A 25,954-nucleotide genomic window follows, 5' to 3' on the forward strand; every position below is an offset into this window, starting at 1 on the left:
CACTATTGGGGTTTGGTGAATTCGCGGCGCAACTGCGCCGCTTTTTCACGCATGACGCAACCTTCGGCGTGATCATTCACCAGCCCCATTGCCTGCATAAAGGCAAACACGGTCGTCGGCCCGACAAACTTCCAGCCCCGTTTCTTCAGGTCTTTCGACAACGCCACAGATTCCGGCGACGTTGAAGCGGTTTGCGGGGTAGGCGGTGTATCCGCCTCGTACCGCCACACATATGCGGCCAGAGACGCTTCGGCAGCGACTAACTCTTTCGCGCGGCGTGCGTTGTTAATCACGGCCTCGATCTTTCCACGATGTCGCACAATTCCTGCATCTTGTAACAAGCGCTTTGTATCTGCATCATCAAACGCGGCTACTGTGTTGATATCAAAAGCTTTGAAAGCTTTCCGAAAGTTCTCGCGCTTGGACAGGATAGTGCGCCAGCTTAGACCGGATTGAAAGCTTTCGAGGCATAGCTTTTCGAACAGACGCTGGTCGTCACCAACCGGATACCCCCATTCCTGATCGTGATAGTCAAAGAACTCGGGCGCGGCCTGACACCACGCGCAGCGTGGTTTTCCGTCTGGCCCTAGAACTGTATCAACCACCGGCCTGTACTCCTTTTGTTCCTGATTACTGTAAGCGGTTTCAGGATGTCAGAGCAAGACTGATCTACTTGGATTGATACCAGTGTAGAATGAAAACCCGTATGGCCGATGCAAGTCCGATGTCCGGGTCACGCTCGACATCAATTTCGGCCGCCAGAGCGTTGATCGGTAGGTTTTTTTCCTTGGCAATGGTCCGGAACGCCTGCCAGAATTCATCTTCCAGCGATACGGATGTCCGATGGCCTTTCAGCGTCAGGGATCGTTTGACCGGGCGTCCGCTCATTTGTCCAACTTACGGCCTTCGTGGTCTTGGTTCAGCTTGTGTTGCTGCTTTTTTGCCAGATCCTTTTCGGCCTTGGTGCGGCCAAAAGCAACGGCATTTTGATCAGCGCGGGCCTTGTTTTCGGTCCGCACTTTTTCTTTTCGAAATTTGTTCAGATTGACCGGTTCCGTCATTGCGCATGTCTCACTTTGGTCAGACTATCGAACAATTCCGCACGGCTGTCATCTGAAAGGCATTCGACATTCACGGTGTCCAGAAAATCAGCCTGCGACGCAGTTGAGACCGTTGGTTGATCCGACAATGTGTCAAGGATTTGCCCGCCCAAATCCAACAGAGCGGGGCGTATTTCGGTCGTCAGATCCGCATAGTTTTCGGGAACAGAGGTTTGGTCTTCGGTCCACCGTTCAATCCAACAGGATTGAATCTCTTTCGCGGCTTCGATCTGCGCTTCGAAAAACAGCTGAGCGCTGTCCGGGTCAACGCCCGCAAGCGCTGCTTGTTCCAAGGTTTTGTCAATCACGACTTTTTCACGCTCAAGGTCTTCGACCGGGCGGTCATTGGCGTGTTTGAACGCAGCAACGTCCTGCATCCATTCCAGCCGAGAGTCGATCAGGTCGAACAGGTCAGCGTGAGCCGAGGTCGCTGTGCCCGCAATAAGCAGGCACAGGCAGGCAGGCTGACGCCACCCGATCACTTGGGGCCGATCATGTGCTCGGGCCGCACGACCGCATCGAATGTCTCCTCATCAACAAAGCCCAGCGCAATGGCCTCTTCCTTGAGGGTCGTGCCGTTCTTATGCGCCGTTTTGGCGACAGTAGTGGCGTTGTCGTAACCGATGGTCGGGGCCAGCGCCGTGACCAGCATCAGGGATTCCTTCATCAGCTTATCGATGCGTGGTTCATTGGCCTTGATGCCCAGCAGCATACGCTCGGTAAAGCTGTCGGTGGCATCACCCAGCAGCTGAATGGATTGCAGCAGATTGTACGACATCATTGGATTGTAGACGTTCAACTGGAAATGACCCTGTGAGCCAGCGAACTTCATCGCCGCATCGTTGCCTATTACATGCGCTGCCACCTGAGTCAGCGCTTCGGCCTGTGTTGGGTTCACCTTGCCGGGCATGATCGACGAACCTGGCTCATTTTCCGGCAGGATCAACTCACCCAAGCCAGACCGCGGGCCAGAGCCCAGGAACCGGATGTCGTTGGCGATTTTGTAGCAAGAGCCAGCAATAGTCGCCAGCGCGCCCGACAGGAAGACCATAGCATCATGGGCGGCAAGCGCTTCGAATTTGTTGGGTGCGGTAACGAAGGGCAGGCCGGTGATGTCAGCCATGTTCTTTGCGACGGCCTCATCCCAGCCATCATGCGTGTTCAGACCGGTGCCAACAGCTGTGCCGCCTTGTGCCAGTTCATAGATGCCGGGCATCGCGGCTTCGACCCGGGCGATACCCTGACGGATCTGGTGCGCATAGCCGCCGAATTCCTGTTCCAAGGTCAAAGGGGTCGCATCCTGAGTGTGTGTGCGGCCGATTTTGATGATTCCTGCGAACTCTTTCGCTTTGGCTTCCAGTGCCGACGCAAATTTCTCAAGCCCGGGCAGCAATACGTCGCGCACGCTCATGGCGGTGGCGATGTGCATTGCCGTCGGGAAAGTGTCGTTTGACGACTGACCCATATTGCAGTGATCGTTCGGGTGCACAGGCTCTTTCGAGCCGATCACACCGCCCATGATTTCAATCGCGCGATTGGCGATCACTTCGTTCGAGTTCATGTTCGACTGAGTACCCGAACCGGTTTGCCACACGACCAGCGGGAAGTTGTCGTCAAACTTACCCTCAATCACTTCACCCGCGGCCTGGATAACGGCGTCTGCGATCTTGGCATCCAGCTTGCCGATGGCTTTGTTCTCCATCGCACAGGCCTTTTTGATGACGCCCAGCGCACGCACGATAGCGACAGGTTGCTTTTCCCAGCCGATCGGAAAGTTCATGATCGAGCGTTGAGTCTGTGCACCCCAATATTTGTCGGCGGGAACTTCCAACGGGCCAAAGCTGTCGGATTCGGTGCGGGTCTGGGACATCGGTCACTCCGTCTAGTATGCAGTCGTATGCCGTTTACCCGTGACGGCGTCATCGCGCAATCGGCCAGTTGCGCGCACCATAAGCGTAAGCCGACCAAAGGTATAGGCGTTGGGGTGGCGCATTTTTCTTTGATACACAGGTACTAGGACCATTGTGTGCGCCTGTGACTGGGGTAGAATGGCAAGATCAAAACGCTGGAGGGTCAGGTGCTGCAATTTAACCGGGTTAATCCGCTGCGGCTTATCGCATTCGCGGTGGGTGCCGTATTCTGGCTTGTCTTTGCCAATCTTCAGGCCCAGGCCGGGGACATCACGCCCTTTATCGGGGATTACGTCGGTTCAGCCAATTTAGTTGATGATGATGGTACCGAAACCCCACGCGATATGAGCGTTTCGATCCATGAAACGAAAGAAGGGTTCAACGTCAGTTGGAAGACCACGACCTATAAGCCGGATGGCCGGGTCAAAGATCAATCCTTCTCGATCGATTTCAAGCAATCTGACAGGTCAGACGTGTATTCAGCGGCGATGAAGCGCAATGTGTTTGGTCACGAGGTGCCCCTGGACCCGATGCAGGGTGAACCGTTCGTCTGGGGCCGGATCGAGGGCGAGACTCTGACGGTGTTTTCGTTGTTCATTGATGAAAACGGTGGCTATGAATTGCAGCAGTTCGATCGCACACTGGCCGACGGTGGGCTTAACCTGTCTTTTTCGCGGTTCCGTAACGGGGTTAAATCCCGCTCGGTCGATACGTTCCTCGAAAAACAGTAAACCCCGCGAGAGGCGGGGTTTGTAAGTCTGAGCCTACTTTCTGAAGCTGTCCAGTGAAACGACATCCGCGTCTTGCTGGACCGGCGTTTCCTCAACCTCAATCGATTCTTCGACGATATGGGTCGCAACCTCTTCTTCGTCTTCCGGACTTTCGAAACGCAGTCCGAATTCAACCGACGGATCCACGAAGGTTTTGATCGCATCATACGGAATATAAAGCGGTTCTGGAGCGTCACCGAAATTCAGCGTGATCGCGAAACCGTTGTCGCCGACATCAAGGTTTTCGAACCAGTGCTGCATGACGACCGTCATTTCTTCGGGGTAGCGTTCGCGCAGCCAGTCGGCCAGTTCAACTCCGTCCTGCCGTGTGTCGAAGGTGATGAAGAAATGATGCGCCCCAGGCAGACCGTTTTCAGAAACGTTGGTCAGAACCTTCTGAATGAGGCCGCGCATGGCGGTGTGCATCAGGGTTCCATAGTCAATGTCCTGCGACATGTTTCATCCTCAAAAGTGGTTATCTCAAGCATAGGGGATTCGTTCGGAAACGAAAGACCGGGAGTTGGTGGATTGTTCAAAGAAAATGAAATCCTACTCCGGCCATGGCCATCAGGGCCAAGGTCATTCCCATGCCGAATTTTAGCTTGAATATCAACACCCCGGCCATGAATGTTAAAAGCAGCGCTTTTATGTTGAGTGTTGCAAGTTCGGGCCATGGGATGGTTAGGGGTCCCCATGCCAATTCCGGGATTGTTCCGAAAAGAACGTTAAGAGCAAACCACACGGAAAGGTTGAGAATCACACCGACAACCGCCGCCGTTATCCCGTGCAGGGCTGCGGACAGCCGTGGACGGGCGGCCAGTTGGTCCAGATAAGGTGCGGCAAGGAAGATCCACAGGAAACACGGAACAAACGTGGCCCATAGGGCCACCGCACCAGCGGCAAGTGCTAAAGGGATCCCGCCTGAGATCTGCCCTGTCAGCATGGCCACAAACTGTGTGACCAGGATCAGAGGACCGGGTGTCGTCTCCGCCAGCCCCAGCGCATCAATCATCTGATCCGTGCTGATCCACTGATATTTGTCCACGACGGTTTGGGTCATATATGCCAGAACCGCATAGGCGCCGCCGAACGTAACAACTGCCAGGCGGGCGAAAAACCACCCGAGATCGCTCAGCAATTTCTGACCAGTAACGCTCAGCAACACCAATGGGCCAAGCCATAGGGTCAGCCAGATTGCACAGGTGCGCAGCGGGCGCGTCGCACTTGGGGCAGGGGGCGTTTGGGCGGTGTTGGCCTCACCCTTGAAGCTCAGATACCCCCAAAGCGCTGCAGCCAGAATGATCAAGGGAAAAGGCAGGTTAAAGGCAAAGATTGCGACAAAGCCCAATCCGGCGATTGCCCGGTGCTCCACGTCGGTCAGGGCTTTGCGTGACAGGTTTCTAAGCGCCTGAAGAACAATGATAATGACCGTTGCCTTCACCCCAAGGAAAGCGGCCTGAACCAGAGGCAGGTCCCCAAAAGCTGCGTAAAGCCCGACTAAAACGGCGATGATCAACGCGCCGGGAATGACGAACAGGCCGCCAGCGATCAACCCTCCGGTCACGCCGCGCAGCCGCCAGCCGGCATATGTGGCAAGTTGCATGGCCTCGGGACCAGGCAATAGCATGCAAAGAGACAGCGCCCGCAGATACGATTGTTCGTCCAGCCACGGACGTTTTTCCACCAATTCCTGATGCATCAGTGAGATTTGCGCCGCAGGCCCCCCAAAGGACAAAAGCCCGATGCGACCAAAGATACGGACCAGCTCCGATAGGGTCGGGGTCATGATTTGCGATCCATTGGCCAGTCGTGTTGTTCTTCAAACCCGTCGCGCGCCCAGCGATACAACGCATCGTACAGATACATTCCTGCATCAAGGTTTTCGTGATCGTCACGGTATTGCCGGGACAACCCGACAGAGACTGCAAGCAACCCGGCGGCTTCTGGTGCGAGTTCATGGCGATTGGTGTCTGCGGCCCTAACGATCGTTGCAAGCCGATCCAGCGCGGGCGTGTGCAGTGCGAATTCGTCCAGCATGGTGTCAAAGGTGCATTTGTCTTGCCGGTGGCTCCAATGAGCGCCTTCGATGTCAAAAGGGGTCGCGTCAAATATTGCAGCGGTGGCGTCGACTTCCGACGGGGCAACAAACAGGAACCGGGCTTTTGGGTCCACAAACCGCCGGATCAGCCAAGGGCAGGCGATGCGATCGATCTTTGGTCGGTGCCGGGTCACCCAAAGGGAACCTTTGGGCTGCATCGACAACGCTTTCGCAGGCACACGCGGAGCGTCCGGTATGTCTCGCCACGCAAACATGCCGCCCTCCAGATACTCGGCCTGCACACCTTCGCCCCGCAACAAAGAAACGACGGCTTGGCTGAGCTTTTTGCCTTTCTGGCAAATTACGACTGCAGGTCGGTCACCGATCAGGTTGACCAGCCCTTCGATATCCTTCGCAGGATGGCGTATAGAGCCTGGGATAAGATAGGGGTCAGCCTCAAAATCCGCATCCATACAGATGTCAATCAGTATGGGGGATTGCGGCGTGCCGATCAGTCTTAACAATTGCTTTGGGGTGATCGAGTTTGGTGCGGGCACAGCATGTCTCCTAGTTTTGTCGGATACATGCGAAACTTGGGCTGACGCCTCACGGGGTGTTCGCAATCTTACCCCATGGCACTTGCTACCGCGTAAGCGCTGAGGGGGTCAAGATTGCTTATATGGTCAAGCCCAATCCAGCCTTTGACCGGTCATACACACAGGCAAGGTGTCCTGCGGGAACTGGCCAAGCTGTTCGAAGAGTGAGATGAAATCGAACTGGTTATACGCTTCAACCATGCGCCCGTTTTTAATCCGCCCCATGACGCTGCCCGTGGCTTGAAGCGGGGCACCATTATCGGCGCGCGTTGTGCGCAGGTGAATGATGGCGGATACCCAATCGCCGTTTTCGATGATTTTGGGCATATCGACCTGAATGTCCCCAAGGATATGGCGAAAGGCCATGACCAGATCCCGGAAATCATCCGCACCGACCTGCATTTCCGGAATAAGCCCTTCAGCCATGGCTTCGGGGGCGAAATATTGGTCAATCGCGTCGGTATTGCCGTTTTCCCAAACCTCGGAATACCACTCTCTGAGTAGATCTGCGTGCGACATCCCAGCTCTCCTTATTCTGCTGGGGTAAGCATGAGACCAAATAGTGAAAAAACTCTGAACATGAACATGCTCAGCGAAAAACTCAGACTTTAAGTGGAAGGTGCAGGTTTCTGTTGCCAGGTACCTGCGAACCCCGCCTTACGCGGCTAGGCGCAAGGGCTTAAGTTTCGGTCTTGCTACTGCTTACGCAGCAACTGCAACCGGAGCACGATTGTCATTTGCAATTGTACTTTTCGGGCCGATACGGTGGCACCCCGCCGAGACAAAGCTAACCCCTTTAGACGTTCGTCGATCCTATTTCGGCCCCATGATCCCCAAATGAAGGATGTTGGTGGAGCCGCCGGGTACCGCCCCCGGGTCCGATCCGCTTATTACGAGCGCGTTTATGTCCATAGTCCCGAAGGACATACCCTATATAGGTGAGCCAGCGGCCGGATGCAAACCGGGAATCTTGCCGGGCGTTGGAAATAATTACAGTGGGTTAGGCGGCCCTATTGATGTTGGCCAGTATCAGCCAAAGTGCAAGAACCAGTTCGATTCCACCAAAAGTAGCCGCCTTGACCAGTGGTGGGTTGTCCAGAAAAACCGAAACAAACCGGCCCAATGCCGCGCCCGCGTAGACAACCCCCAGCATGGCGTAGGCCATCGGGTTGTTGAGGAACAAAACAGCCACGCCAGTGACGACGAAAAGCCCGCCGACCGAAGCACGCATCTCGCTCAGCCCCATGTTGCTGTTGGTGGTGCTCAGATCCAGCGCGCCCATGGTAAAGCTGGGCGCGAGAAACCCGAACAGGCCGAACCCAATGGTCATGAGGGCTGCAATCACGTTCAAAGCGGTGGTCATTTCATTTTCCTTACGCCGGATTACGTCGCTGCTGCGCCACGTCTTGCGCCAATTGTCTTGTGTAGCTCTCAAGCTCAACTAGCGTCGCGTCCACTTTGGTCGAGTCGCGATCTTCCAGCGCGTCGGCGATCTGATTGTGGAAGGCAATAATTGCTTCCCGGGACCGCGCTGTGAAAGTGATCATGTTCATCAGCGGCTGCATGGCTTCGACCGCGCCGGCCAGTTGATAAGACAGTACGGGATTGCCGGCACCATCAACCAGCGCCCGGTGAAACGCCACGTCCGAGGCGCAGAATGCCTCATCCGTCAGGCCGGGTTGGGATTGGCGGTGAACTTCGGCTCGCATGGTGGCCAACTGATCCGCTGTACGGCGCTGTGCGGACAAGGCGGCGCAGGCGCGTTCGAGCGCGAAGCGCGCTTCGCAGGCGGTGTCGAAACTGACTGCATTCATCGACAGTAGCAGGGTCGAGGTCGTGATCTGTTGGGAATACGCGCCCTCGAAACTTAACCGGTTCACAAATGCACCACCGCTTGCACCACGTTGCGTGCGGATCAGGGATTGCGCTGCAAGACGCTTCAATGCCTCCCGCACGGTTGGGCGAGATACCTGGAATTGCTCGGACAATTCCGCCTCGGAGGGCAAACGTTCATCCACGATCAATTCGCCCGAGATGATTGCGTCACGAATGGCCTGAGCGATCTGCGCAGACAGATCAGCAGGCTTCTTGGGGTCAATTTTCATATTCTGGGGACCGTTGGTGAATTTTTATTTGTCTGACATTTAAAAGTCTGACATTTGAAAAGCAAGGACTGAGTCGGGAGGAGCGCGTGAGTCGCACAGTTCTACGCACAGCATTTTGGCTGGGGTTTTATGCCCTGATCCTGTCCGCGTGGTGGGTCATGTTCACCATGAGCCGCGACATGGATCTGGATTGGATCGGTCGCCCCGGCCCAATGGGTCAAGCCATGGCGGCCATGGACCCGCGCATGGACATGTATATGCCCATGGCCGAGTTTGGCCCGCTGTTCTGGATGTGGGCTATCATGATGGCGGCGATGATGCTGCCGACGCTCGTGCCGACGTTGCGCAGCTATGACGATCTGATCCGCAGCGCCAATGGCTCGCGGGCGGGTTGGTTGGGTGTTCTGTCCGGGTATCTGGTCGTCTGGGTTGGCTTTGCAGCTTTGATCACCGGTGTTCAGTTGGCGCTGTTGTTTGGTGGGGTCGTGGACATGCTGGGCATCGGCAAATCCGGGTATTTCGCAGGCGGCCTAATGATCGCCGTCGGCGCATTTCAGTTCACCCGCGCGAAAGAGCTCTGCCACGGCGTCTGCCATGCCCCCATGACCTATTTTCTGGGGCACTGGAAAACCGGGTTCACTGGCGGATTGCGCATGGGGCTGGGATTGGGCGCATTCTGTGTGGGCTGCTGCTGGGGCTTCATGGCGCTTGGTTTTGTTGGCGGTGTCATGAGCCTGTTGTGGATGGGTCTCGCGACCCTGTTCATGGTTTTGGAGAAACTACCCCAGATCGGGCACGCAGTGACCCGACCGATGGGATTTGCATTGATTGCGGGCGGTCTTGTTCTGCTCGTCTATCCAATAAGCTACGGAGGATAAGCCTATGGCTAAGAACAGAAAACCCGAGGCCGACAAGCTGCCGATCAGTCAGCGCATTGACAGCCGTATGCCTAATCCCAAGCGGCGCGAGATGAGCCCGACAGATTGGGCAATCAAAGGCGAATTGATCCTGAACTGCTCGTGCGATGTATTCTGCCCCTGCGTGGTATCATTGGGCGCGCATCCTCCGACCGAGGGACATTGCCACGCGTGGATGGGAATTATCGTTGATGAGGGCCACTATGAAGGCGAAGACCTGTCCGGACTGAATGTCGGGCTGCTGGTCGATATTCCGGGCCGAATGGGTGAAGGACAGTGGAAAGTGGCCGCTTATGTCGATGAGCGTGCCAGCGGCAAGGCCTACAACGGGCTGTTGCAAATCTTCAGCGGTCAAGCGGGCGGGACCACCGGTTTGTTTACCATGCTGGTCAGCGAGATTATCGGGGCCGAGCGCGCTCCGGTTCAGATTGAGCGCGACGGCACCAAACGTCGCATCGCGATCGGCCGCAAAATTCAGGGTGAGATTGAGATGCTGGGCGGCAAGGACCCCGAGCATCCGGTCATGGTGTCAAATTCGAAATATTGGATGGGTCCGGACATCATCGTGGCCCGCGGCACCAAGTCCAAGGTACGCGACTACGGCCGTGTCTGGGACTTTGGCGGTAAATCTGCCGAAATTTGCCCAATTGACTGGCATGGGCCAAAGTGATGATCACCGCCGCCTATGCGCAAGAAATGGCCCGATATAATCAATGGCAAAACAGCCAGTTGAAGGGGTTTCTTGCCGAACTTTCGAATGAGGAACTGACCCGCGAGCGCGGAGCGTTTTTTGGTTCGATACTGGGCACGGCAAATCATTTGCTTTGGGGGGACTGGAAATGGATGTCGCGGTTTGACAAGGGGCAAGGTCCCGGCGGCGGTATCCCGGAAAGCCCGTCACTGTGCATCGATCTGGCAGAATGGTTGCCGCTGCGCGATCAGATTGACCAGCGGACAACCCAATGGGCCGCGTCCTTGAATGACGAGGACCTGCGCGGCCCGTTCACATGGTTCTCGGCCGCCAAAGAAGCCGATGTCACGAAGCCGTATGCGCAATGCGTCATTCATTTTTTCAACCACCAAACACATCACCGGGGCCAGCTTCATCAGATGCTGACTGAGACGGGTTCGGCCGCTCCGGTGAGCGATCTGGTTTTTCTGCCTGAGGAGGCTTAAGTGGCTCAGATCTCACTCTCGCGTCGCCTGCGCCGAACACCTTTTTCGGATGGTGTCGAAGCTGCTGGGGTTAAAGGATATACGGTCTATAACCGTATGTTATTGCCCACTGTTTTCGAATCCGTCGAAGCAGACTACCGGCACTTGAAAAGCCATGTGCAGGTTTGGGATGTCTCATGTGAACGGCAGGTCGAACTGCGTGGGCCGGATGCCGCGCGGCTGATGCAAATGCTGACGCCACGGGATCTGCGGAGGATGCTGCCCGGTCAGTGCTTTTACGTTCCCATTGTCGATGAAACAGGGGGAATGCTGAATGATCCTGTGGCGGTGAAGCTCTCGGAAGATCGGTGGTGGATTTCGATTGCCGACAGTGACTTGCTGCTTTGGGTCAAGGGCATTGCCAACGGATACCGTCTGGATGTGCTGGTCGACGAACCCGATGTGTCTCCGCTGGCGATACAGGGGCCGAAGGCGGATGACCTGCTGGCCCGTGTCTTTGGCGACCGTGTGCGTGACATTCGCTTTTTCAAGTTCGACAAGTTCGAGTTCGAGGGGCGTGAACTCGCAATCGCACGGTCTGGTTATTCCAAACAAGGTGGTTTCGAAGTCTATGTCGAGGGTTCGGACATCGGTATGCCCTTGTGGAATGCGCTGTTTGCGGCGGGCGAAGACCTGCACGTCCGCGCGGGCTGTCCCAATCTAATCGAACGGATTGAGGGTGGGTTACTGTCATACGGCAACGACATGACCGACGACAACACCCCTCACGAATGCGGTTTGGGCAAGTTCTGTAACACCCATACGGCAATCGGTTGTATTGGCCGAGACGCTCTGCTGCGCGTGGCCAAGGAGGGCCCGGTGCAACAAATCCGTCCGATTGCAATCGACGGCGACGCTGTACCACCATGCGACCGCCCTTGGCCGGTAGTGGCTGCAGGCAAGCGGATTGGCCAGATTACGTCGGCCGCTTGGTCCCCGGATTTCAACACCAATGTTTCAATTGGAATGGTCAAGCTGAGCCATTGGGAACCCGGCACACGGATCGAAATTGAAACACCGGACGGAATGCGTGGCGCAACCGTGCGGGATAAATTCTGGATTTGAACGACATATCTCGGATCAGCACTGGCTGGTGACTGATTGAAAAGAAAGGAAAGTTAAATGTTCAATGCGTTGGTAATGGATAAGGACGAAGACAGCGGACTGGCAAGCGCTTCGGTCAAACAGCTTTCCGTTGGGGATCTGCCTCATGGCGAAGTGACAATCGCTGTTGAGTATTCAACCGTGAACTACAAGGACGGCCTTTGTATGTCGCCGAAGGGCGGCGGGCTGGTGCGCAGCTATCCGCACGTGCCCGGCGTTGATTACAGCGGCACGGTCGAGGCGTCCTCGGACGATCGCTATAAGCCGGGCGACAAGGTCGTTCTGACCGGCTGGCGCGTGGGTGAAGCGCATTGGGGCGGATATTCCCAAAAAGCCAACGCCCTGGCCGACTGGCTGGTTCCCTTGCCCGAAGGTCTGGACACGCGTCAGGCCATGGCAGTGGGCACGGCCGGTTTCACAGCGATGTTGGCGGTTATGGCACTTGAGGATCAAGGCATGCAGCCGGGACATGGTCCAGTGCTAGTCACCGGGGCCGCTGGCGGTGTTGGTTCGGTTGCGACCGCCATTCTGGCCAATTTAGGTTATGAGGTGGCTGCCGTGACAGGTCGACCAGAGGCGGGTGAATATCTGAAATCACTCGGCGCCACCACGATTGTCCCACGCGAGGATCTCAATGAAACCGTAAAACGCCCGTTGGAAAGCGAGTCCTGGGCCGGGTGCATTGACGCAGTGGGGGGCGAGATGTTGGCCCGTGTACTGGGGCAGATGAAATATGGCGCCTCAGTCGCAGCCGTTGGTCTGGCCGGAGGGGCAGGGCTGCCTGCAAGCGTCATTCCGTTCCTGTTGCGCGGTGTCAACCTGTTGGGCATCGATAGTGTGATGCAGCCCTATGACAACCGGGTTCGCGCATGGCAACGCGTCGCAACCGACCTGCCGATGGACAAGCTTGAGGCAATGGTTCATCCCGCGACGCTGAGCGATCTGCCTCAATTGGGTGCGGATATCTTAAAAGGGCAGGTCAAAGGCCGTGTTGTTGTCGATGTAAACGCCTGATTCCTATGCACATGATCGAACCGGCTGACATCAATGTTGGCCGGTTCAGTTGCCATTGAAAGAACCCGAAAATGCCAGAAACACCTCTGGTCATTGGCTCAATTCCGGATCATCATTGCTATACATCCCAATTGCGATGGACTATGAGCCTTGCAAACATCACCTGAAGACGGGGAGTGAGCAGCATGTCTGACGATTTTGAACTAGACACCGACGATCTGAAGCGCCGTATGGATGGCGCCATGGGTAACCTTAGAACCGAATTCGCTTCACTACGAACAGGCCGTGCGTCGGCGTCGATGCTGGAACCAGTTATGGTTGATGCCTATGGGTCGATGACCCCAATCAATCAGGTCGGTACCGTAAACGTCCCCGAACCGCGTATGGTGACGGTGAATGTTTGGGACAAAGGCCTGGTGGGCAAGGTTGAAAAAGCGATCCGTGAAAGCGGTCTGGGCATCAACCCCCAGCTGAACGGCACCATCATCATGCTGCCGATCCCCGAATTGAACGAAGAACGCCGCCGCGAGCTGGGCAAGGTTGCCGGGCAATATGCCGAGCACGCCCGTGTTTCGATCCGTAACGTCCGTCGCGATGGCATGGACCAGATCAAGAAAGCCAAGGCTGACGGCATGTCAGAAGACGATCAGAAGTTCTGGGAAAGTGAAGTCCAGGACCTGACCGACCAGATGATCAAGAACGTAGACGCCGCGCTTGAAACCAAGCAGGCCGAGATCATGCAGGTCTGAGCCCGCATTATGCCTGACACAACTCAACCCTCACCCGCTATCGGGCCACGCCACGTAGCCATCATAATGGATGGGAACGGGCGTTGGGCGCAGGCGCGCAACCGGCCCAGGCTGTTTGGGCATCAGGCCGGTGCCCGGCGGGTACGAGAAGTGGTTGAGGCCTGTCCGGAATTGGGCATCAAGTATCTGACCGTCTTTGCCTTCTCGACCGAGAATTGGAAACGGACCCAGGTGGAAGTCGCCGGCTTGATGAGCCTGTTTCGACGGTACATCATCAAAGAAGCACGCAACTTGACCAAAGCCGGTGTGCGCGTACGCTTTATTGGTGATCGGGTTCGGCTAGATTCCAAGCTGACCGAACTGATGGACACTTTAGAGGCTGCAACTCAACACAACGACCTGGTGCATCTGACCATTGCGTTAAATTATGGCGGGCGGGATGAAGTTGCCCGGGCGACCAAACGGTTGGCGCGTGACGTCGCCGAAGGTCGCTTGCGCCCCGAAGATGTGGACGAGGAAACCCTGCCCAAGTATTTGGATACACATGTTCTTCCCGATCCGGATTTGGTGATCCGGACCAGCGGCGAAGCCCGTATATCCAACTTTCTTTTGTGGCAATCGGCCTATTCGGAATACGAATTCATCGACACGCTCTGGCCCGACTTCACCTCGGCCGAGCTGGAACGGCTGTGCCGAAACTTTGGAAGCCGTGACCGGCGGTTCGGAGCGGTTCCGGCATGAGCGAGGGCCGATGGTCTGACCTAACCGCCCGTGTTCTGTCTGCTGCGGTGCTTGTGTGCATCGGCTCGGTCGAAGTGTGGCTGGGCGGCCTGTGGTTCGAAGGCTTTATCGCAATCGCCTGCGGATTGATGACTTGGGAACTGGTGCGGATGATCGATCCGGACCGCAATGGTGTGGCGATCCAGTTGGGCATCCTCACCGGTGTTGCTGTCGTTCTTAGCTATCATCTTCCGCCGCTTTATACGCTGCCATTCCTGCTTGCGCCGGCCTTGGTCGGAGCAGGGCAGATCAGTCGATCCAAGGGGATCTACGCGCTTTTCGCTTTCTGGATTGCTGCATCGGGTCTGGGCTTCATCTCAATCCGCGAAAACATGGGGTTCGGCTGGATGGTCTGGCTTATCTCGGTGGTCGTGGCAACGGATGTTGCAGGATACTTTGTTGGCAAAACCTTTGGCGGCCCTAAGTTCTGGCCTAAGGTCAGCCCAAAGAAAACATGGTCGGGCACCGCAGGCGGGTGGGCAGCAGCAGCTTTGGTTGGCACGATCTTTGCCGTTCATGCCGGCTTTGGCGTCATGTTTGTGGTAATTTCGGTGCTTGCGTCGATGGCCAGCCAGGCCGGGGACATTGTCGAAAGCGCAACAAAGCGCAAATTTACGGTCAAAGACAGCTCGAACCTGATACCAGGTCATGGCGGGTTTCTGGATCGCTTTGACGGCATGATGGGCGCGGCCCTGTTCGTTTTGATAGCCGGGATTCTCTATTCCCCCGGAGCGATGTGATGCGCAAAATCTCAATCTTCGGCGCGACCGGATCAATTGGGCAAAATACGATTGATCTGATTGATCGCGACCCCGCGTCCTATGACGTCGTCGCTCTGACGGGCGGGGCGAATATCGAAAAGCTGGCGGAAGATGCCCGGCGTTTGAACGCCGATGTGGCAGTTACGGCCTATGAAGACCGGTTGGATGATCTGCGCACGGCCCTTGCGGGCTCGGGCGTCAAAGTGGCCGCTGGTCAAAATGCGCTGACGGAAGCTGCGGCACGGCCTGCCGATTGGGTTATGTCGGCCATTGTGGGCGCCGCCGGTCTGGAACCGGGCCTTGAAGTGCTCAGGCAGGGCGGCACGTTGGCGTTGGCCAATAAGGAAACGCTTGTCTGCGCCGGTGCGTTGGTTCTTGAGACGGCCAAAGCGAACAATGCGCGACTTTTGCCGGTCGACAGCGAACATTCAGCCGTATTTCAGGCGCTTGTCGGCGAGGATATGTCTGCGGTCGAGCGTATCATCATCACAGCAAGTGGCGGCGCGTTCCGCGATTGGCCACTGAGCAAGCTAGCGCATGCAACAGTCGAGCAAGCCTCGAGCCATCCGAACTGGGATATGGGGCAGCGGATCACAATCGACAGCGCGTCAATGTTCAACAAAGCGCTGGAGCTGATTGAAACCAAAGAATTCTTCGGCGTGTCTCCGGATCAGATCGAAGTGCTGGTGCACCCGGAATCCATCGTTCATGCCTTAGTTGGGTTCCAGGACGGCGCTGTCATGGCCCATATGGGCGCCCCGGATATGCGCCATGCCATCGGGTACGCTCTCCACTGGCCCGACCGGAAGGGTTTGCCGGTCGAACGGTTGAACCTTGGCAAACTTGGGCAACTGAGGTTCAGTGAACCCGATGAGGCGCGGTATCCCGCGCTGCGCTTGGCGCGCGCCGTGATGGAACGCGGCGGCCTGTCAGGTGCTGTGTTCAACGCCGCCAAAGAACGGGCGTTGGATCGGTTCGTCGCGCGCGAAATAGGTTTCCTTCAGATGGCCGACATAGTCGAGGCCGTTCTGGACAGATTCGAGGCCGCAGGTGGCCTTATTGATGCCCCTTTAACTCTTGATAACGTGCTGCAAACGGACCATTTGGCACGTACATGGGTAGATGACATCGTCATCCAACGAGCAGGATAAAATTTTGGACGTACTTTCTCTGATCCCTCAGTTTGGCAATTTGCTGTACACGATCATTGCCTTTGTCATCGCACTTTCGGTGATCGTCGCGGTGCACGAGTACGGCCATTACATCGTTGGACGCTGGTCCGGTATCCATGCCGAGGTGTTCTCGGTCGGGTTTGGCCCGGTTCTCTGGAGCCGCATCGACAAACGCGGCACGCGATGGCAGATCGCCGCACTGCCTTTTGGTGGGTATGTCAAATTCCTGGGCGATGCGAATGCGGCGTCGGGCAAAGACGAAACCGCGATGGAGGAAATTACCGAGCAGAGCCCTGAGGATTTGCGCCGCACTATGCATGGGGCACCTCTTTGGGCCCGGTCGGCCACAGTTGCCGCAGGTCCGGTTTTCAATTTCATCATGTCGATCCTGGTGTTTGGTCTGATTTTCCTGACCCAGGGGGTGACCAAGGACCCACTGACCGTCGGGACTTTGCACCCTTTACCCGGCACTGTTCAGCAATTGCAGGACGGTGACGAAATCGTCGCCATTGGCGGCGTCGCGGTGCCCGATTTTGACGAGGCGGGCGCGTGGACTGACTTTGTTGACGCGTTGCCGGTGGAACCGGTTCTGGATTATACGGTCATCCGCGATGATCAGACCATGGATGTGACCGGTCCCTGGCTGTTTCCGCCCCTGATTCAGCAGGTTACGCCTCGTAGTGCTGCCATGGATATCGACCTTAAGCGTGGTGATGTCATCACGTCGGTCAATGGGGACCCGATCTTTGCATTTGATCAGTTGAAAGAGCATGTCGAAGGGTCCGACGGGAAAGTTCTGTTGCTGAATGTCTGGCGCGATGGGGCAGATCTTGAGTTTGCACTTGCCCCGCGCCGTACGGACGAACCGCAGTCAGAAGGCGGCTTTGTTACACATTGGCGCATCGGTATCGTTGGCGGGATGATGCTGGAACCCGCGACCGAGGCGGCCGGAGTTCTTGAATCCATTTCGGGTGGTGCGCGTCAAACCCTGCGCATCATAGACGGGTCGCTGTCGGGTATCTGGCACATGGTTACGGGGGCCATCAGCACCTGCAACATGTCCGGCCCGATCGGTATTGCTGAAACCTCGGGGGCGATGGCCAGCCAAGGCGCGCAAAGCTTCATCTTCTTTATCGCTGTGTTGTCTACGGCTGTCGGGCTGTTGAACCTGTTTCCGATCCCGGCACTGGATGGCGGGCATCTGGTGTTCTACGCCTATGAGGCCGTGGCAGGTAAACCACCAAGCGATGGCGTACTGAAGGTTCTGATGGGCGTAGGGATATCGCTGATCCTTGGCCTGATGATCTTTTCCGTGTCCAACGATCTGTTCTGCTGATTGTGGTGATATGCGCCAACAAAAGCCGCAATTTCGCCCCAATCCGCGCCTAGTTTGACTGCGTCTAAATTTTTGTGTCAGAGGCTCAAATGACAAAGACGCTGCGGAAATCTTTTCAGAGTTTTAGTTTCCTATTCATGCTGAACTGGGACTTTCTGTTGTTTTTCGGCGCGACGGCGCTGGCGATTGGTGGCTGGGCTGTCGTCGTCAGCATGTGATTCTCGCCACAATTTGAATACAACTTGCAGCGGCCCACTGGGCCGCTTTGTGTTTTCGTCTTTTGACAAGGAAACTTAATCTCGCTACTCAACAATAAAGTCCTAAAATTCTGGGTAGAGAAAAAAATGACTGATAGGCGAGGCGCAGGCACATCCTGCGGGGGGCAGAAGCCAACAAACAAGATTTTGTGGCAGACGCTACGTATTTTTTCCTTTGTAATTATAGCTAGCTTTACCTTCTTGCCGGAGGTTGCGCGCGCGCAAAGTTACACCATCAATTCGTTCGATGTTGAGGGCAACAGACGGATCGAAAGTTCGACAATTATTGCCCGGACTGGAATTCAACCAGGCCAGACTGTGACTGCCGGACAGTTGAATGATGCGTTTCAGCGTTTGCTTGACAGTGGTGTTTTTGAGACAGTTGAGCTGACGCCGCGCGGGAACACTCTGGTGATTGAAGTCGAAGAATATCCGACGATCAATCAGATCAGCATCGAAGGCAATCGTCGCGTAAAAGACGATCTTCTGCTTGAGGCCATCAATTCTCAGCCCCGCCGGGTTTTCACACCACAGCTTGCCGAAGCGGACGCGGATCAGATCGCTGAAATCTATTCAGCGCAGGGCCGCGTTTCCGCGACCGTCATCCCACGCATCATTCGCCGCAGCGACAACCGCGTCGATCTTGTCTTTGAAATTGCCGAAGGCACCACGATCGAGGTCGAGCGTGTCAGTTTCGTCGGTAACCGGGCATACTCGGATCGCCGCTTGCGCCGGATTCTTGAGACAAAGCAGGCCAACATTCTGCGCACGTTCCTGCGCGGCGACACGTTTATCGCTGACAGGATCGAGTTTGATAAACAAGTCATCCGCGACTTCTATCTGTCGCGCGGATACGTGGATTTCCGCGTGAACAGCGCAAACGTCGAATTCACCCGCGAACGTGACGCTTTCTTCCTGGTGATGAATATCACCGAGGGGCAGAAGTTCTCGTTCGGCAAGATTTCGACCGTCAGTGAAATTCCGGGCGTTGATCCTGCCGCATATCAAGCGGCGTTGAAAATCCGCCCGGGCGTGACCTATTCCCCGTCTCTGATCGAAAGCTCGATCGCTCGTCAGGAACGGTTGGGTTTGAAACAGGGTGTTGATTTCCTGCGGGTCGAACCGCGGGTCACTCGTAACCCACGTGATCTGACGCTGGACGTTCAGTTTGTTCTGACCAGAGGTCCGCGGATCTTTGTTGAACGTATCGACATCGAAGGCAACACAACGACATTGGACCGCGTGATCCGTCGCCAGTTCGATACGGTCGAAGGTGATCCGTTCAACCCGCGCGAAATCCGCCAGAGTGCTGAACGTATCCGTGCCCTTGGGTTCTTTGCCGTGGCAGATGTTGAGCCGCGCGAAGGGTCCACGCCCAGCCAGGTGATTGTGGATGTGGACGTCGAAGAACAGCCCACCGGCTCGCTGAGCCTCGGTGGTAGTTACTCGATTTCCGACGGTTTCGGGATTGCAATTGGCCTGAATGAATCCAACTTCCTGGGTCGCGGTCAAAACCTTGGCTTGACCCTTTCGACGGCGCAGGATTCCGAGCAATACATCATTAACTTCACCGAACCATATTTGCTGGGTCGCCGGTTGCAGTTCGATCTTGGTCTTGGCCTGGCATCGACGAATTCAAGCTTTGCAAGCTACGATACAAAGCGCGTCTTCTTCGAGCCGCAGCTGAGCTACGCTATCAGCGAATTGTCTTCGCTCCGTCTCCGCTATGGTTGGAACCGCAGCGAGATGACGCAGCAGGATGACGAAGTAAACGGTGCTGTTATCGCTTCGGAAATCGAGCAGGGTAAACGGACATCGAGCACGCTGGGTGTATCTTACCTCTATGATAGCCGACGCGGTGGTCTGAACCCGAATGCGGGCGTTTTGTTTGAGGTGGGCGTTGATGCGGCCGGTCTTGGCGGCGACAACGAGTTCTACAAGACCACAGCGCGCGGCATTGCGCAGACACGTGTCCTGAACGAGGAAGTTGTTCTGCGGGCATCGATGGAAGTAGGTGCACTGCATTGGCAGGGCGACGACTTCAGCCGCGTGCTCGACCGCTTCTTGATTGGTCCGAACACGTTCCGTGGCTTTGAACCTGCGGGCCTGGGTCCGCGAGACCTGTCGAACGGCCAGGACGATGCGATCGGTGGTAACTACTACTGGGTTGCCCGCTTTGAATCAGACTTCCCGCTTGGCCTGCCCGAAGAACTGGGTCTGCGCGGCGGTGTGTTCTACGATGTTGGTAACGTCTACAACATCAACAACGTGAACACTGCTGGTGCCGACATCGTGGGTGCGGACGGGTCTGTCCGCCATGTGATCGGTGTGTCGGTTCTGTGGGAAACGCCTTTTGGGCCTCTGCGGTTCAACTTCTCCAAAGCTTTGAAGAAAGAAGACTTCGACAAGGAACAGAACTTTGACCTGACTGTTCAGGCGCGGTTCTGATCGCCAGATGTTGAACCGAATATGTAATGAAGTGCAGGGCCCAATTCGGGCCCTGTGCGTTTTTCTGGCGCTGGCCTGCATGTCGACAGCTCAGGCGCAGCAATTAGGCGTTCCTCAGGCGAATGTACTGACCCTGTCCAGCGACCGGTTGTTTTCCGAGTCGCAATTCGGTCGGCGCGTCCTGCGCGAGATCGAAACCGAAGGTGCATTGCTGGCCGATGAGAATGAACGAATTGTCGCTGAGCTCAGCAGGGAAGAAAAAGACCTGACCGAAAAGCGCGCAGAACTGCCAACCGAAGAGTTTCGCCCGCTGGCCGAGGCGTTCGACAACAAGGTTCAGACACATCGCGAAAGTCAGCGCGCGAAACTGGACGCCCTTGCGCGCCAAAGCGAAGAAGCGCGGCAGACTTTTCTGGTTCTTGTGCAACCGATCTTGATCGAGTTGTTGCGCGAATCCGGGGCGTCGGTCGTTATCGAACGATCCAATGTTTTTCTCAGCGCGGACCGAACCGATGTGACGGACACGGCGATTGCGCGGATCAATGAACAGATTGGCGATGGCAGCCAACTTGAAGAAGAAATCAAAGAATAGGTTTGCTTGCCCTTAAGGCGCGGTGTTGCTAACCACGCGTCAAAGAGAAATCCAGAACGGGACGACTGCACTATGACAACGGAAACCAAAAGCGCTGACATTCAGCTGATCCAGCGGATATTGCCTCACCGCTATCCGTTTCTGCTGGTCGACAAGGTCGTCGATATCTCGGGTTTTCAATCGGCTGTTGGCATCAAGAACGTCACCATGAACGAGCCGCATTTCCAAGGGCATTTTCCGGGAACCCCGATCATGCCGGGCGTGACCATTGTCGAGGCGATGGCACAGACCGCGGGCGTCATGCTGGGTGTGGGCATGGACGTGATCGACAGCGAGCTGCTGATCTATTTCATGAACATCGACAAATGCAAATTCCGTCGCAAGGTGATCCCGGGTGACGTGCTTGAGATGCATGTCGAAACGGTCCGCGGCAAAAAGGGCGGCAAGATCTTCAAATTTGCCGGTCGCGCCACGGTCGAAGGAGAGGTCGCGGCCGAGGCCGAGTTTTCGGCCTATGTCGACTGGGATATGGAAAAGACCACATGAGCGGCATCCATCCAAGCGCAATCATCGAAGACGGCGCGCAGATTGGTGAAGGCTGCGTCGTAGGACCGTTTTGCTATGTGGGTTCTCAGGTCAAGCTTGCGGATCGGGTCGAGCTGAAATCGCATGTTGTGGTGACCGGCGATACCTCGGTTGGTGAAGAGACCGTGATCTTCAACTTTTCGGTCATTGGAGAGATCCCACAGGATTTGAAGTTCGGTGGTGAGAATACGCGCCTTGAGATCGGCAAACGCAACCGGATTCGCGAACATGTCACAGTGAATACCGGGACCGATGGCGGCGGCGGCGTTACGCGGATTGGGGATGATTGTCTGCTGATGGCGGGCGTGCATGTGGCCCACGATGTCCAGATTGGCAATCGGGTGATCATGGTGAACCATGCCGGCGCAGCGGGTCATTGCATCATTGAGGATGACGTGATTGTCGGTGGTATCTCTGGATTGCATCAGTGGGTCCGCGTCGGGCGTGGCGCGATCATCGGCGCGTTGACCATGGTTCCAAATGACGTGATCCCATATGGCCTGGTTCAGGCGCCGCGTGGCGAACTTGATGGTCTAAATCTCGTCGGCCTCAAACGGCGCGGTGTCTCACGTGAGGATATTGCCGCTTTGCGGGCGGCATTCCGCGAATTGTCGACTGGCGATGGTACGTTCATGGAGCGCGCGCACCGGGTCGGCACGGATAACGAAAGTGAATACGTTCAGCGGATCGTCGATTTCGTGACCGGACATTCGGATCGGTCTTTCCTTACACCGGGGAAATAAACAATGCTGGCGCTGATTGCTGGAACAGGCGTTTTGCCGGGTGAAGTGGTCGCGCAGTTGCCCGACCGCCCGGTGGTCTGCGCGATGGAGGGGTTCCGTCCTGACACTCTGACCCCGGATGTCGAGTTTCCATTGGAACAGGTCGGAACCTTTATCGCCGACATCAAGGAGCGGGGCGTAACCCAAATTTGCATGGCAGGTGCGGTGGGGCGACCGCCCATTGATCCCGCCAGGATCGACGCAGCAACAATGCCTTTGGTCCCAATCCTGCAACAAGCCATCATGTCCGGCGATGATGCGGCGCTGCGCGCTGTCATCGGCATTTTTGAGGATGCAGGTCTGGAGGTTAAGGCAGCCCAGGAAATCGCGCCGAACCTTCTTCCGAAACTGGGATGTCTGACGCAGGCGCAACCGTCTGAGGCCGATCTGACGGATGCGGATCGTGCATCGGGTATCGTCCGGGCGATGGGTGCTGCGGATGTTGGGCAGGCCTGTGTGGTTTCAAAACGGCAGGCGCTGGCGATTGAGGGTATCTTCGGCACGGCATGGATGTTGCAGTCTCTGACTCAGCGCCCCGATGCGGGCGGCGGCATTTTGTTCAAAGCCCCGAAACCAGATCAGGACGTTCGTGCAGATCTGCCTGCGATCGGGCCTGATACTGTGTCTGGCGCAGTTGCGGCGGGGCTGTCGGGAATTGTGATCGAAAAGGGCGGCGTCCTTGTGCTTGAGAAAGACCGCGTGATTGCGGAATGTGATCGGCTGGGCCTGTTTTTGTATGTCCGCGAGCGGACGAACTGATGCGGGTTTTCGTCGTAGCCGGTGAACCTTCGGGGGACCGGCTTGGCGGGGCTTTGATGGAAGGCCTGCGCGCGCTGGTACCCGGAGTTGAATTTCAGGGTGTTGGCGGCCCGCTGATGCAGGCACAAGGGTTGGACAGCCTTTTTCCCATGTCCGAATTGTCGGTTATGGGACTGGTCGAGGTTCTCCCCAAGTTTTTTCACCTCAAACGTCGGATTTCTGAGACAGCGCAGGCTGTTCTGGATAGCAATCCAGATGTTCTGATCACCATCGACAGTCCCGATTTCTCATTGCGGGTTGCCAAGCTGGTCAAAGCGCAAAGTACTATTCGCACAGTTCATTATGTTGCCCCCAGTGTCTGGGCTTGGCGTCCCGGGCGTGCGGACAAGATGGCCAAGGTCATCGATCATGTGCTGGCGCTGTTGCCATTCGAGCCGCCCTATATGCAGCGCGCGGGGATGGAATGTGACTTTGTCGGGCACCCGGTGGTCAGCGAACCAGTGGCGGCCGAACAAGACATTCAGGCCTTTCGCTCCGCGTACGGCCTAGGCCAATCGCCCATCGTTCTGGCCTTGCCCGGTTCGCGGGGGGGTGAGGTGGATCGTCTGGCTCCGGTCTTTGGTCAGGCGTTAAGCCTGTTTTTGAAACAGAGCCCTGACACGCGCGTTGTCGTGCCAGCTGTGGCCCATATGGTTGATGCGGTCACCGAATATGTTCAGGACTGGCCAGGGTCGCCCGTCGTGGTTGACCCCCGAGATTTGCCCTCTGATCAGGCGCAGGCGCAGAAAAGGGCTGCTTTTGCTGCGGCCGACCTTGCGCTGGCGGCGTCTGGGACAGTTTCATTGGAACTGGCGGCACAGGCCACGCCAATGGTGATAGCCTACAATCTGAACTGGCTGACGACTCTGATCGCAAAGCGCATGGTGAATCTGGACACGGCGACCCTTGTCAATCTGGTGTCTGAAACACGCGCGGTTCCCGAATGCCTGCTGGATGATTGCGAACCGAATAAGGTTGCCACGGCATTGTCGGACGTGGCCACCAGTCCGGATGCGCAGCGCAGCGCTATGGACGTGACCATGGATCGTCTGGGCCGGGGTGGTGAAGCGCCGGGTCTGCGCGCCGCCCGAGCGGTTTTGAACAGGCTGCCCAATCGCCATGATTGAACACATCCTGTTCGCATTTTCCGCTGCGATCGTGACCATATCAACTAACCTGGACAATCTGGTCATCCTGTTTGGACTGATCATGGTGATGGAAACGCGCCGGGCCGTCTTTGGCTTTGCCGCGGCGCAAATGATAATTCTGTGCCTGTCGCTTGTGATTGCCAGCGGGTTGGATCACAGCCGGTTTCTGAATTGGGTCGGTTATCTTGGGATTATCCCGTTGTCTCTGGGCCTTTATGGCATTTGGCAGCAACGGAAAGGGTCGGGCGGGCGTCAACTGCCCGATACTGGGGCCATCACCTCGGTCGTCGCGCTGTTTTTGACGCTATCGATTGATACGCTTGCGGCTATGACTCCGCTGTTCGCGGATTCGACGCCAGCGTTTCGGTTGACGGCCTTGATTGGGGCCGGGTGTGCACTGGCAACGCTGATCGGAATTGCAAGTTGGGGCGCACCACGCGCTCAGGTTTTAGGTCCGCGTTTTGCCCGCCTTGACAGGATCGCACCTTACATCATGGTAGCAGTCGGACTGTATATTCTGGTGAACAGCCCAACCGACGTCTTGTAATCCGGGTGCCTCAGTAACCGCGCCAGATCCAGCCGCCGCCGTATATGCGGCTGCTTTCATTGGAGTAGAACACACAGGCCTGACCGGGCGAAATGCCTTCCTCGGGAGTCAGCAATTCGACTTCGGCAGTCGTTTCAGACAGAGGTCGGATAATCGCCTCACGCGGCGGGCGGGTCGACCGCACCTTGACCGACAGGTGCCATTCGTCACGCGAAGTAAAAGGTTCATCCCCCAGCCAGTTGATCTCGCGCACCGGAACGGTCCGGGTCGCCAGCAACTCTTTCGGGCCAACCACAACCTGCTTTTTGTCTACGTCCAGCTTCACCACATACAAAGGCTCACTCAGCCCGCCGATACCCAGACCGCGGCGCTGACCGATGGTGTAGTGGATGACACCATTATGCTGCGCCAGCACCCGACCGTCGGAATGTACGATCTCACCTGGTTCCGCCGCACCGGGGCGCAGCTTTTCGATCACGCTGGCATAGTTGCCATCGGGCACAAAGCAGATGTCCTGACTGTCGGGCTTGTCCGCCACTGACAGGCCATATTGCGCGGCCATTTCTCGGGTCGCGTCCTTCGAGGGCAGGTGGCCCAGAGGAAAACGTAGAAAGTCCAACTGCTCGGGCGTAGTGGAAAACAGGAAATAGGATTGATCCCGGTTCGCGTCCTCGGCGCTGTGCAGTTCCGGCCCGTTCGCGCCCATCTTTCGCTGGATATAGTGACCGGTGGCCATGCAGTCGGCTTCAAGGTCCTTGGCGGTTTCCAGGAGGTCCTTGAACTTCACGCGCTCGTTGCACCGGATACATGGGACCGGAGTCGCTCCGGCCAGATAGCTGTCGGCGAATTCGTCGATCACAGCATCTTTGAAGATGTTCTCGTAATCCAGAACGTAATGCGGAAAGCCGCGCTCCTCGGCCACACGCCGTGCGTCATGGATATCAATCCCCGCGCAACAGGCGCCTTTCTTGGCCAAGGCCGCGCCGTGGTCATACAACTGCAGCGTCACGCCAACCACGTCATAGCCCTGATCGGCCAGATAAGCGGCAACAACTGAACTGTCGACGCCGCCAGACATGGCAACAACCACCCGCGTCTCTGACGGGGGTTTGGCAAAGCCAAGCGAGTTCAGCGGTGTCTCGGTATCGAGGGCCATGACGATTCCAGTGCGGGTTAAGAAAGACCGGCAGAATATAGGAAAATTCTACACACTCTCAAGGGGCGGTTTCA

At 56.5% G+C, this 25,954-nt stretch carries 31 protein-coding genes and 1 other RNA gene; 19 read left to right on the forward strand and 13 right to left on the reverse strand.

Going from position 1 to position 25,954, the window contains the following annotated elements:
• Positions 1–2: 2 nt before the first annotated feature.
• The 5 genes from AC2FIO_RS02335 to fumC all read right to left on the reverse strand — a co-directional run bounded on the left by AC2FIO_RS02335 (position 3) and on the right by fumC (position 2,970).
• Positions 3–605: a DNA-3-methyladenine glycosylase I gene (locus tag AC2FIO_RS02335; RefSeq protein ID WP_496695395.1), complete on the reverse strand. Its 603-nt coding sequence runs from the start codon at positions 603–605 to the stop codon at positions 3–5.
• A gap of 64 nt (positions 606–669) precedes the next feature.
• The gene (locus AC2FIO_RS02340) at positions 670–888 is read right to left on the reverse strand and encodes a ribbon-helix-helix domain-containing protein (RefSeq protein WP_058277874.1); all 219 of its coding nucleotides are present in this window, start codon (positions 886–888) and stop codon (positions 670–672) included.
• Positions 885–1,061: a DUF4169 family protein gene (locus AC2FIO_RS02345; RefSeq protein ID WP_282151148.1), complete on the reverse strand. Its 177-nt coding sequence runs from the start codon at positions 1,059–1,061 to the stop codon at positions 885–887. The genes AC2FIO_RS02340 and AC2FIO_RS02345 overlap by 4 nt, the downstream gene beginning before the upstream one ends.
• Positions 1,058–1,582 (reverse strand): gamma subclass chorismate mutase AroQ, encoded by a 525-nt coding sequence (aroQ, locus tag AC2FIO_RS02350; protein ID WP_282151149.1) that lies wholly within the window; start codon positions 1,580–1,582, stop codon positions 1,058–1,060. Before aroQ ends, AC2FIO_RS02345 begins: the two co-directional genes overlap by 4 nt.
• Complete coding sequence (fumC, locus tag AC2FIO_RS02355; RefSeq protein ID WP_109311562.1) at positions 1,579–2,970, reverse strand: class II fumarate hydratase; 1,392 nt, start codon at positions 2,968–2,970, stop codon at positions 1,579–1,581. The genes aroQ and fumC overlap by 4 nt, the downstream gene beginning before the upstream one ends.
• A 207-nt stretch (positions 2,971–3,177) precedes the next feature.
• On the opposite strand from fumC, the gene AC2FIO_RS02360 reads away from it, so the two are divergent.
• Positions 3,178–3,741: a hypothetical protein gene (locus AC2FIO_RS02360; RefSeq protein WP_348774488.1), complete on the forward strand. Its 564-nt coding sequence runs from the start codon at positions 3,178–3,180 to the stop codon at positions 3,739–3,741.
• A gap of 33 nt (positions 3,742–3,774) precedes the next feature.
• Here AC2FIO_RS02360 and AC2FIO_RS02365 read toward each other — a convergent pair whose 3' ends face one another.
• The 7 genes from AC2FIO_RS02365 to AC2FIO_RS02395 all read right to left on the reverse strand — a co-directional run bounded on the left by AC2FIO_RS02365 (position 3,775) and on the right by AC2FIO_RS02395 (position 8,519).
• Positions 3,775–4,236, reverse strand: a complete 462-nt coding sequence (locus AC2FIO_RS02365; protein ID WP_058271556.1) for an SspB family protein — start codon at positions 4,234–4,236, stop codon at positions 3,775–3,777.
• 76 nt (positions 4,237–4,312) lie between these two features.
• Positions 4,313–5,566, reverse strand: a complete 1,254-nt coding sequence (gene chrA / locus AC2FIO_RS02370; protein WP_109311561.1) for a chromate efflux transporter — start codon at positions 5,564–5,566, stop codon at positions 4,313–4,315.
• Entirely contained in the window at positions 5,563–6,375 is an 813-nt protein-coding gene (locus AC2FIO_RS02375) for a chromate resistance protein ChrB domain-containing protein (RefSeq protein WP_496695399.1), read from the reverse strand. Before AC2FIO_RS02375 ends, chrA begins: the two co-directional genes overlap by 4 nt.
• Positions 6,376–6,501: 126 nt before the next feature.
• The gene (locus tag AC2FIO_RS02380) at positions 6,502–6,933 is read right to left on the reverse strand and encodes an ester cyclase (RefSeq protein ID WP_282168355.1); all 432 of its coding nucleotides are present in this window, start codon (positions 6,931–6,933) and stop codon (positions 6,502–6,504) included.
• A 99-nt stretch (positions 6,934–7,032) separates the two neighbouring features.
• Positions 7,033–7,378, reverse strand: a transfer-messenger RNA (tmRNA) gene (gene ssrA, locus AC2FIO_RS02385).
• A gap of 36 nt (positions 7,379–7,414) precedes the next feature.
• Positions 7,415–7,777, reverse strand: coding sequence for a DUF4345 family protein (locus AC2FIO_RS02390; protein WP_282168354.1), 363 nt, complete (start codon positions 7,775–7,777; stop codon positions 7,415–7,417).
• A gap of 10 nt (positions 7,778–7,787) precedes the next feature.
• Entirely contained in the window at positions 7,788–8,519 is a 732-nt protein-coding gene (locus tag AC2FIO_RS02395; RefSeq protein ID WP_058271561.1) for a FadR/GntR family transcriptional regulator, read from the reverse strand.
• A gap of 86 nt (positions 8,520–8,605) precedes the next feature.
• On the opposite strand from AC2FIO_RS02395, the gene AC2FIO_RS02400 reads away from it, so the two are divergent.
• The 18 genes from AC2FIO_RS02400 to AC2FIO_RS02485 all read left to right on the forward strand — a co-directional run bounded on the left by AC2FIO_RS02400 (position 8,606) and on the right by AC2FIO_RS02485 (position 24,724).
• Positions 8,606–9,397, forward strand: coding sequence for a DUF2182 domain-containing protein (locus tag AC2FIO_RS02400; RefSeq protein ID WP_282168353.1), 792 nt, complete (start codon positions 8,606–8,608; stop codon positions 9,395–9,397).
• 4 nt (positions 9,398–9,401) lie between these two features.
• Positions 9,402–10,106 (forward strand): DUF1326 domain-containing protein, encoded by a 705-nt coding sequence (locus AC2FIO_RS02405; RefSeq protein WP_058271563.1) that lies wholly within the window; start codon positions 9,402–9,404, stop codon positions 10,104–10,106.
• Positions 10,106–10,612 carry a DinB family protein gene (locus AC2FIO_RS02410; RefSeq protein ID WP_496695402.1) on the forward strand — a complete coding sequence of 169 codons (507 nt, stop codon included), beginning with the start codon at positions 10,106–10,108 and terminating at the stop codon, positions 10,610–10,612. The genes AC2FIO_RS02405 and AC2FIO_RS02410 overlap by 1 nt, the downstream gene beginning before the upstream one ends.
• Complete coding sequence (locus AC2FIO_RS02415) at positions 10,613–11,716, forward strand: dimethylsulfoniopropionate demethylase (protein WP_496695404.1); 1,104 nt, start codon at positions 10,613–10,615, stop codon at positions 11,714–11,716. It abuts the gene before it with no gap.
• Between the two features lie 57 nt (positions 11,717–11,773).
• Positions 11,774–12,769 (forward strand): acryloyl-CoA reductase, encoded by a 996-nt coding sequence (gene acuI / locus AC2FIO_RS02420; protein WP_472723727.1) that lies wholly within the window; start codon positions 11,774–11,776, stop codon positions 12,767–12,769.
• Positions 12,770–12,954: 185 nt separating this feature from the next.
• On the forward strand, positions 12,955–13,518 hold the full coding sequence (gene frr / locus AC2FIO_RS02425) for a ribosome recycling factor (RefSeq protein ID WP_058271567.1): 564 nt from the start codon (positions 12,955–12,957) through the stop codon (positions 13,516–13,518).
• A gap of 9 nt (positions 13,519–13,527) precedes the next feature.
• Positions 13,528–14,259 (forward strand): undecaprenyl pyrophosphate synthase, encoded by a 732-nt coding sequence (gene uppS / locus AC2FIO_RS02430; protein WP_282118480.1) that lies wholly within the window; start codon positions 13,528–13,530, stop codon positions 14,257–14,259.
• Positions 14,256–15,038: a phosphatidate cytidylyltransferase gene (locus tag AC2FIO_RS02435; protein WP_496695407.1), complete on the forward strand. Its 783-nt coding sequence runs from the start codon at positions 14,256–14,258 to the stop codon at positions 15,036–15,038. Before uppS ends, AC2FIO_RS02435 begins: the two co-directional genes overlap by 4 nt.
• Positions 15,038–16,210 (forward strand): 1-deoxy-D-xylulose-5-phosphate reductoisomerase, encoded by a 1,173-nt coding sequence (gene dxr, locus AC2FIO_RS02440; RefSeq protein ID WP_496695409.1) that lies wholly within the window; start codon positions 15,038–15,040, stop codon positions 16,208–16,210. Before AC2FIO_RS02435 ends, dxr begins: the two co-directional genes overlap by 1 nt.
• Before the next feature lie 4 nt (positions 16,211–16,214).
• Positions 16,215–17,567: an RIP metalloprotease RseP gene (gene rseP / locus AC2FIO_RS02445; protein WP_496695411.1), complete on the forward strand. Its 1,353-nt coding sequence runs from the start codon at positions 16,215–16,217 to the stop codon at positions 17,565–17,567.
• 89 nt (positions 17,568–17,656) lie between these two features.
• Positions 17,657–17,785: a hypothetical protein gene (locus tag AC2FIO_RS02450; RefSeq protein ID WP_282118476.1), complete on the forward strand. Its 129-nt coding sequence runs from the start codon at positions 17,657–17,659 to the stop codon at positions 17,783–17,785.
• Positions 17,786–17,911: 126 nt separating this feature from the next.
• Entirely contained in the window at positions 17,912–20,272 is a 2,361-nt protein-coding gene (gene bamA / locus AC2FIO_RS02455) for an outer membrane protein assembly factor BamA (RefSeq protein WP_472723732.1), read from the forward strand.
• Between the two features lie 7 nt (positions 20,273–20,279).
• Positions 20,280–20,864 (forward strand): OmpH/Skp family outer membrane protein, encoded by a 585-nt coding sequence (locus AC2FIO_RS02460; RefSeq protein WP_496695413.1) that lies wholly within the window; start codon positions 20,280–20,282, stop codon positions 20,862–20,864.
• 72 nt (positions 20,865–20,936) lie between these two features.
• Complete coding sequence (gene fabZ, locus AC2FIO_RS02465) at positions 20,937–21,410, forward strand: 3-hydroxyacyl-ACP dehydratase FabZ (protein WP_472723733.1); 474 nt, start codon at positions 20,937–20,939, stop codon at positions 21,408–21,410.
• Positions 21,407–22,192, forward strand: coding sequence for an acyl-ACP--UDP-N-acetylglucosamine O-acyltransferase (gene lpxA / locus AC2FIO_RS02470; protein ID WP_496695415.1), 786 nt, complete (start codon positions 21,407–21,409; stop codon positions 22,190–22,192). Before fabZ ends, lpxA begins: the two co-directional genes overlap by 4 nt.
• Positions 22,193–22,195: 3 nt before the next feature.
• Positions 22,196–22,990: an LpxI family protein gene (locus AC2FIO_RS02475; protein WP_496695417.1), complete on the forward strand. Its 795-nt coding sequence runs from the start codon at positions 22,196–22,198 to the stop codon at positions 22,988–22,990.
• Complete coding sequence (lpxB, locus tag AC2FIO_RS02480; protein WP_496695419.1) at positions 22,990–24,156, forward strand: lipid-A-disaccharide synthase; 1,167 nt, start codon at positions 22,990–22,992, stop codon at positions 24,154–24,156. The genes AC2FIO_RS02475 and lpxB overlap by 1 nt, the downstream gene beginning before the upstream one ends.
• Positions 24,157–24,187: 31 nt before the next feature.
• A complete protein-coding gene (locus tag AC2FIO_RS02485; RefSeq protein ID WP_496695421.1) occupies positions 24,188–24,724 on the forward strand; it encodes a hypothetical protein in 537 nt (178 codons plus the stop codon).
• A gap of 10 nt (positions 24,725–24,734) precedes the next feature.
• On the opposite strand, the gene mnmA is transcribed toward AC2FIO_RS02485, so the two are convergent.
• A complete protein-coding gene (mnmA, locus tag AC2FIO_RS02490; RefSeq protein ID WP_496695423.1) occupies positions 24,735–25,880 on the reverse strand; it encodes a tRNA 2-thiouridine(34) synthase MnmA in 1,146 nt (381 codons plus the stop codon).
• Between the last annotated feature and the right edge of the window lie 74 nt (positions 25,881–25,954).

Source organism: Ruegeria sp. CDSB086, assembly GCF_059611065.1.